We start from the raw sequence: 7763 nt of genomic DNA, 5'->3' as shown, positions 1-7763 counted from the left end.
GAAAAACAGTTGAGGTTATCAAACTGGAACTTAGCATTTCGCGAAGCAGTACGATTGACCTATGTGGACAATGACTACTGGGCTACGGCTAAGTATAACCAGCTAACGGATAAGATTAAGATGGGACGGGAAGACTCGGCTAAGCTGGATAAGGCTTATGAGCTGAGTAGAAGTGGCAATATAGAGAAGATCCTGGCAGCTATTGAAAAAGCTAAGGAAATCACAGAGCAAAGTTATGCTTACAAAGAAGCTCAGGATTTAATTAAAGACTCTGGCAACAAGCTGGTGGAGATTGCTCAGAACAAGCTAGAGCAAGGTAAGTGGTCCGAAGTTCTTGACATTGCCTATAAACTTCCCGAAACGATTAAAGTACCTGAACTCAAATCGGATTTAATTGACCTAGCTCATGCCCTATCTCGTGCTGAGTCTGGTACAACCTGGGATTTAGAAGAAGCGATCGCATCTGCCCAAAAGCTGGGATCAGAACGTCCCCTATATAAGAAAGGGCAGCAATTAATTAGCCGTTGGCAACGAGAAGTAGAAGATGTGGCGCGACTTGAGCGAGCCAGAACCTATGCTACCTCGGGTTTACCTAGTGACTTAAGACTGGCAGTAGCTGAAGTGGAACAGATCCCTCGTGGTAATCCCCGCTATGAGGAAGCACGGGGCGAAATTCGAGATTGGACTCGTCAAATTCAGCTGATCGAAGACAGGCCATTCCTGGAACGGGCAGCACAACTGGCTAGTTATGGCAGCATTGATTCTTTGCAAGCTGCTGTTCAAGAAGCCCGTAAAATTTCCCGAGGTCGTAGTCTTTACCAGGAAGCTCAAAGTAAAATTAATCAGTGGTCTAGAAGTATCCAGCAGCAAGAAGACCAACCTTATTTAGACCAAGCACGCACTCTGGCAATCCGGGGTGATCTATATGCAGCCGTGGCAACTGCCCAACAAATTAAGGCAGGTCGGGCTCTGTACAATGAAGCCCAAAGCAAAGTCAGAAGCTGGAAGTTAGAACTAGAGGGTCAGCAGCGTTTACGGGAAGCTTACCAAATTGCTGAGGCTGGAACTCCACAAGCCCTAAGAAAAGCGATTCGAGTAGCTAGGCAAGTGCCAACCTCAACCAAATCCCGTAGCGAGGCGAGAACAGTAGTCAATCGCTGGAGTTACAAAATCCTATCCATAGCCAGAAGTCGTTCTGCCTATAACCTGTCTGAATCCATTGCGATCGCAAACATAGTTCCGTCTGGTACTCGCCCTTACCAGGAAGCCCAACGGCAAATTCAATCATGGCGCAAGATTTTAGCCCCACCTCCCCCACCTCCTGTGCCCGTAAGACGACCAAGACCGGTTCCGCCTCCATCTCCCCCACAAGTGGTGATCCCGAAACCAGCTCCCTCCCCACCATCAGTGGTAAAACCATCATCAGTGGTCAAACCGCCATCACCGGTTCGCTCCTTCCCAATTGTGGTTCCACCACCGGAAGTGACCTCACCATCGGGTATCGTCAAACCACCGACTCAGTTAGAGCCGCCCAGGTTTAATCCCCCCGCTGGTAGGAAGATTGAGTTGATTGATGCTGACTCTTAAGAGTTTCCGAGGGTAGTACAACCGGCTAGGAGCAAACCTGTGGAAATTGAACAAAAATGAGCGACGCATTCCCCCACCACGAGAACGCAGGTGGGGGTCAAGGAGCGGCAAATTGTGATATAATTGAATTATCTTGAGTGGTACGGCAAAGGGCAGAACGAGATTCTGAGCAAACTGGAGGCACGACCTCTCACGATAGGGAAATTAAACCTGTTTTTCCTCGCTCTGTCGGTTTATAAACGTCAGACTCTAGGTGAAAGTTTCTAAGCATAAGCCCCACAGCGGAAGCGATGCAGAGGTGCGACCCGTGGCGAATTTAATTCGCCTACGGAAAGCGCACCATTACGGTCTTGGGGAGGCAGCGCGGTCTTGGGGGTTCCCCCCATGAGCGACTGCCGTGGTTTCCCCCACTCGCTATTGCATCAAGACAACGACTTGGGGGAATAGTCCAGCAAAAGTCCTGGCAACAGGCGCGAGAATGCCGCCTGTCGCGAGGGATAAAACCTTGTAATTAAGACGGATACCCACACCATGAAAACTCAGGTGGGGGAAGCATTCAGAATTAAAAATTCTTAATATTAAATGGAGTGAATTCCATTTAATATAGAAGACTTTAACTTGTCATCAACCATCAAGTCCCGTCTTGACCAGTTCATTCATGCTCCCCAAACTGAATTCACCCTCATTCTGCTAATTCTACTTTCGGTAGTTCTAGTGGTTGTTGAAGCAAGTCTAGAGGGTGCAGGTTTCATATATGGACTGGTCTATGTAAGCGAAGAGCTACTGACGGGCATATTTATCGTAGAACTAACAATCCGCTACCTAGTGGCAAGAAACAAACGTCGGTTCTTGCGTCACTACTGGCTGGATATTGTTGCTGTGCTGCCTTTGTTCCGGGCATTCCGCTTATTGCGAGTTTTACGGATGTTAAGGCTGCTCAGAGTCGGAATTTTGGTAAACCGTAACCTCAACCGTATCTCTTCCTCACTGGCTGCCAGTATTAGTGCTCAGATTGGAGTTTTTCTGATTATCGGCTTAATTATATTAGTCGGTGCTTTAGGGATGTATTTGCTGGAGGGAGGACAAAATGAGTCATTTGCTTCCCTAAGAGACTCATTATGGTGGAGTTTTTTTACCCTAATCTCAGGAGAACCCATTGGTGGTGAACCCCAGACTGATGCTGGGCGTCTGATTACCCTCATGGTAGTCATTGGCGGGTTAACCATGTTTGCCGTCTTCACTGGTGTAGTGTCAGCAGTGATGGTGCAACGACTTAGAACAGTCATGGAGGTGAAATACTTGGAACTGGATGAACTGCGCAATCACATTGTTATCTGCGGCTGGAACCGAGGTGGTCACCTACTCATTGAGGAACTCCAGGCAGACTCTGAGCTCAAGCACTATCCAATGGTGGTTGTGGCAGAGTTTACCGACACACCAGAGTGGGAACTCAAGGGAGTTAACCGTTCCCAAATATATTTCTATATTGGTGATTACACTACTATTGATGTCCTCGAAAGTGTGGGGATCTATCATGCCTCACGGGCAATCCTCCTTGCTGATTCTACCCGTCCTCGAAGTGACCAAGACCGGGATGCACGGACAGTCCTAGCTGCCTTGACCATTGAAAAACTCCAACCCGGAATCTACACTTGTGCTCAACTCCTTGACCGGAAAAACAATGTCCAACTGCGAGTAGCGGGAGTTGAAGATGTTATTGTTGTTGATGAACTAGCCAGTCACTTAATCGCTACCTCAGCTCGGAACCTAGGGGCTGTAGATGTGCTGGCAGAGTTGCTAACTGTGCAAGTGGGAAACCAATTCTACAAAATTGTTTTACCACAGAGGTGGGTTGACATTTCGTTTTGGGAAGCTGCTCGGCGGTTGAAAGAGGAGTTTGATACAACGTTGATCGCAATAGAGCGCCATAGCAATGGAAATCGGGAAACCCTAATTAATCCCCCCAAAGATCAAACACTACTGTCTGGCGATCACTTAGTGATTATTGCTCGTAGTTTGCCGAAAATTGGGGTTCCAGTCCGGTGAAGTCTCAACTTGTCGGCAGGTTTTTATGGTGCGATCGCAAGTTCATATCCCCCTTCAGTTTACCATGATTCCGACGTTTTAAACCCACATTCCGCTTGTCTTTATCTAGATACCCTATCTGGGCAGTTACAATTTTTTAAAACTTACTTCCCTGGCACTTCAAAATTAAACCTCCTCTCCGTAATTGGTACAGGGCTATTTCATTCTAGATGGTAAGATAAGATGCTTTGGCACAACAGGGAGCATGTCACAAATGCCGAACATTTGTACTAAATCTTATGCCCCCTCATGGGTTTAAGCTTGCTGTGATGGTACATAGTTCATTTGTTCTGCAACGCAAGACCTGCTCCCGGCACAAGGGCACAAGAGAATCAACATCAATGGGTCAAATTGCTATTTTAGAAGCCTTTTCTGATTTACCAGATGCTCGATTAGGGCAGCGGATGTTGACACGAGCGTGGCTATATGTCTGGCTATCTTTACCCTAGCAGTAGCTGCAGGGAATAAAAGATTTTTAGCGTACGCTGATTGGATTGAAACAATCGTGAGGAGTTGAGCCAATTGTTTCAAGTCAACCGACTGCCATCATACAGCACAATCCGCCGAGTGTTACTGAACATGGTAACTAATGATTATTCAGCTTCGCTCGCTTGCTTTTTCGAGTACACTCCGGAAGCGGGAGAGTCAAGCTAGAAAAGAAGCTGACCTCAAGCAGCAAGAACAAGAAAATCCAACAGCATCAGCAGTCGGCTCAAAAGCTACTGTTGCAGTTAGGGCAACAGGACTTCGCCTGTGCTGCTGATGCCTTCAGGGCAGGGGAAAAGTTGAATCAACAGTTGCGTTATCATGCGCTTGTCTCAGCTCGAAGTCGTGCCACATCCTTACTACCACAAACCGGGACGACCGCGAATAGGACAACCTCCAGACGGCTATCACTATCGTCTCCAAGGGACTTTGAAAGTTAAACAAGAGGTGGTTGCCCTGGCTCGAAGAAGGGCGGGACGGTTCGTTCTTGCCACCAATGTCTTGGAGTCGAAACAACTTAGCCCAGAGGAGATCCTCTGTGAGTACAAAGGGCAACAATGCACTGAGAGGGGTTTCCGTTTTCTCAAAGACCCGATGTTCGTATGCCTACAGTGTCTTTCTCAAAACTCCTAAACGGGTAGCCGCCAACGCACATGGTGATGGGTCTGTGTTTGTTGGTTTATACTCTGGCTCACAGAGCCTTACGCCAAGCTCTCAGCAGAACCAAACAAACCATTGACAATCAATTAGGTAAGCCGACGGCTACCCCAACAATGCGTTGGGTGTTTCAGTGTTTTCAGTCGATTCACATAGGTCTTGTTGATGGAGTTCAACAGATTATCAACTTAACCCAAGAGCATCAAGGGATTCTACAGTTTCTCGGTGCTCCCTGCCAAAAATATTATTTGTTGATCTGACCCACCTGCGGAATGTGGGGTACATTAGTCCTATTGATTGCGATATTTTAGCTGGCTTTGAGCAAAAGAAACAGAAGTCGTTGCGTTCCCGTAGCGTCGGCAAAGCCGCATCGCAATTAACAGCTGATTCGTAACGTAAATCTCAAAAAGTCTGAAAGCCTTGGTATGATTGTCTTTTGGTTATTAAATAGTTCAGTTTTGCTATTGTAGCGCAAGCCTTATCCTACAAGGTTTAGTGCGAATTTACGAATCAGCTAGTCTTTATCGGTTATCATTATAGATACCGATAAACTTCGCCAAAAGTTAAATAACTGCTTGGCTACTTCTGTTACTGTTTAATTTCATCTAATTCAAATTCATGACCTTAGGTAAGTCCGAACCGAACCAGATTGATAAAATTAATCGCAAATTACCAAAACTAAATACCACCCACCAACCTCTCGTTTCTGAAGAAGAGATGCGCCAAGCGGTACGGACTTTACTGTTAGGATTGGGAGAAGACCCAGACCGCGAAGGCTTGAAAGATACTCCTAAAAGAGTGGTCAAAGCCTTAAAATTTCTGACTTCTGGCTATCATCAATCTTTAGACGAACTCCTCAACGGGGCAGTATTTCACGAAAATACCAATGAAATGGTCTTAGTTCGGGACATTGACCTATTTAGCTCCTGCGAACACCATATCTTACCTATTCTCGGTCACGCTCACGTCGCTTATATTCCCGACGGTAAGGTAATCGGACTGTCAAAAATTGCTCGTATTTGTGAAATGTACGGACGACGTTTGCAGGTACAGGAAAGATTAACTGCCCAAATTGCCGATGCCCTTCAAGGATTATTAAAACCAAAAGGGGTGGCGGTAGTAGTGGAAGCAAGCCATATGTGTATGGTAATGCGAGGAGTCCAAAAACCTGGTTCTTGGACTGCCACTAGTGCGGTTAGAGGCGTATTTGCAGATGATCCAAAAACCCGTCAGGAGTTTATGAGTTTAATTCACTACAACCGTTCAATGCATTAATTAATTCGCGTGACAGCATGAGAGATGGGTATAAAGCTCATCTCTTTTTTTGATACAATAATTATCGTTATCAACAAAACTGCTTATGATTATTGCTGTCGCCAGTCCGACCGGTGGCGGTAAAACCCACTGGATTGGTCAACAAATAGCCCAAACCAATAAACCTGTAGGTTATTTCAGTCCTCAAACTGATTCCGTACCCATTGATGCAATATATCTCCAAAGTGAATACCCTCAACTAAAACTTTATCAGACAGGGGAAGAAGCGGAATTAGACAAAACCATAACTTATCTAGAGATTCCCTGGTATTTGGATTTAGCCGGAATTGAACCTTTACTGCAAACTTTGAACCCCCATCGAGTAGCCATAATCCCCGGCGATACAGATAGTACAGAGTTAAATACTTGGGCGGATGAAGTTATTCCAGGAAATAACATCAGTAAGCCAACCACAGCTTTGCAGATTCATCGGGGGGTTTTGACGGGGGAAATTGTAGATTTTGATAGTTTAGCTACTTTTTGGCTGGAACTTACTCAAGGTGCTTACGGTGAGGTAGCTCGGGTAAAAGGAATTTTCGACCTAGTGGATGGACAAATTTATTATGGTGACTTCATACTAGGGGAATCGGAATTAGCATTTAAACCTTTAAAATTACCCCGTTGGTTAAATGGTAAACCAGATCGTTTTAGTGGTTTTGAAATAGTAGGTAGTAATTTAGATAAAGCTGAAATTGTTCAAACTGTCCGAGATTGCTGTCTTCCCGAATCGGCAATTAATTATTACCAACAACAAGTAAAAGAGTCTTTAGAAAGTGAACCAGAGGTAGAAGTGGTATGAAAATAGCAGTGATATCTTGTATCCATGGTAATTATGCAGCTTTAGATGCAGTTTTACTGGATATTGACGAACAAAAAGCAGAAAAGATTTATTGTCTGGGGGATTTAGTGGGTTATGGTCCCTATCCTAATGCAGTGGTGGAACAAATTCGTTCTTTAGATATTCCCACTGTACAGGGTTGTTGGGATGAAGATATTGTAGAAGGACTAAATGCTTGTGAATGTAGTTATCCTTCCCTGTTGGCGGAAAAAAGAGGTAAAATTGCCCACGAATGGACAAATAAGCACGTCAATGCCGAAGTTAGGGAATATTTAGCCCAACTACCCCATACCTACAAAGAAGATAATCTCTGTTTCGTACATGGTAGTCCTAATAGCAACCACGAATATTTGTTACCCGAAATGGATGCTTTCACTGCTTTAGAAAGAGTTCTCTCCAGCGATGCAGATATATTATTTTGCGGACATACCCACTTTCCCTATGTCCGCACCCTAGATTCTGGACAATTACAGGTTAAAGTTCGTCAACCCAGTGGAAACGAACAACCAACCATAAGTTTTAATACTCCCCTGAAGCGAATTATCAATGTCGGTTCGGTAGGCGAACCCCGTCATGGTCGTCCCAATGCTACCTATGTTATCTATGACACGGAAACACAAGCAGTAAACTTGCGGGAAGTGGAGTATGACTATCAAACAACCTGCGCTGCCATCTTAGATGCTGGTTTACCACCGATTTTCGCTTGGCGTTTGGCTAGAGGTTTGGAATTTGCCGAAAAAGCCGACGATCCTACTCATGTGTGTGAGAGGTAAATTAAATTACTTAAATATTTAAA

General features: G+C 45.2%; 6 protein-coding genes and 1 pseudogene. All 7 read left to right on the top strand.

Annotation, left to right across the window (positions count from 1 at the left end; genetic code table 11):
- Nucleotides 1-1587, top strand: a 1587-nt coding sequence (locus F6K37_RS03310) for a chromosome segregation ATPase (RefSeq protein WP_287248123.1), incomplete at its 5' end; no start/stop codon positions are given.
- A 253-nt stretch (nt 1588-1840) separates the two neighbouring features.
- On the top strand, nt 1841-1975 hold the full coding sequence (locus F6K37_RS03305; protein WP_267871959.1) for a hypothetical protein: 135 nt from the start codon (nt 1841-1843) through the stop codon (nt 1973-1975).
- Between the two features lie 230 nt (nt 1976-2205).
- Nucleotides 2206-3633: an ion transporter gene (locus F6K37_RS03300; RefSeq protein ID WP_071104503.1), complete on the top strand. Its 1428-nt coding sequence runs from the start codon at nt 2206-2208 to the stop codon at nt 3631-3633.
- A gap of 679 nt (nt 3634-4312) precedes the next feature.
- Nucleotides 4313-5075 (top strand): annotated as a pseudogene (locus F6K37_RS45330) (IS1634 family transposase); the annotation flags it as partial.
- 358 nt (nt 5076-5433) lie between these two features.
- Nucleotides 5434-6090, top strand: coding sequence for a GTP cyclohydrolase I FolE (gene folE / locus F6K37_RS03280; protein ID WP_071104566.1), 657 nt, complete (start codon nt 5434-5436; stop codon nt 6088-6090).
- 85 nt (nt 6091-6175) lie between these two features.
- The gene (locus F6K37_RS03275; protein ID WP_008177495.1) at nt 6176-6928 is read left to right on the top strand and encodes a CobW family GTP-binding protein; all 753 of its coding nucleotides are present in this window, start codon (nt 6176-6178) and stop codon (nt 6926-6928) included.
- Nucleotides 6925-7740 carry a metallophosphoesterase family protein gene (locus F6K37_RS03270; protein ID WP_071104567.1) on the top strand — a complete coding sequence of 272 codons (816 nt, stop codon included), beginning with the start codon at nt 6925-6927 and terminating at the stop codon, nt 7738-7740. The genes F6K37_RS03275 and F6K37_RS03270 overlap by 4 nt, the downstream gene beginning before the upstream one ends.
- The last annotated feature ends 23 nt before the right edge of the window (nt 7741-7763 follow it).

The sequence above is a fragment of the Moorena sp. SIO4E2 genome (assembly GCF_010671945.1).
In the GTDB taxonomy this organism is placed as follows: domain Bacteria; phylum Cyanobacteriota; class Cyanobacteriia; order Cyanobacteriales; family Coleofasciculaceae; genus Moorena; species Moorena producens.
The sequence above is the reverse complement of the archived record's forward strand: the minus strand, read 5'-3'. Positions and strand labels throughout refer to the sequence as shown.

Bases quoted from the DNA above. Each gene is read 5' to 3' on its own strand.
- folE (WP_071104566.1), top strand. From the start codon at position 5,434: ATGACCTTAGGTAAGTCCGAACCGAACCAGATTGATAAAATTAATCGC.
- F6K37_RS03275 (WP_008177495.1), top strand. From the start codon at position 6,176: ATGATTATTGCTGTCGCCAGTCCGACCGGTGGCGGTAAAACCCACTGG.
- F6K37_RS03270 (WP_071104567.1), top strand. From the start codon at position 6,925: ATGAAAATAGCAGTGATATCTTGTATCCATGGTAATTATGCAGCTTTA.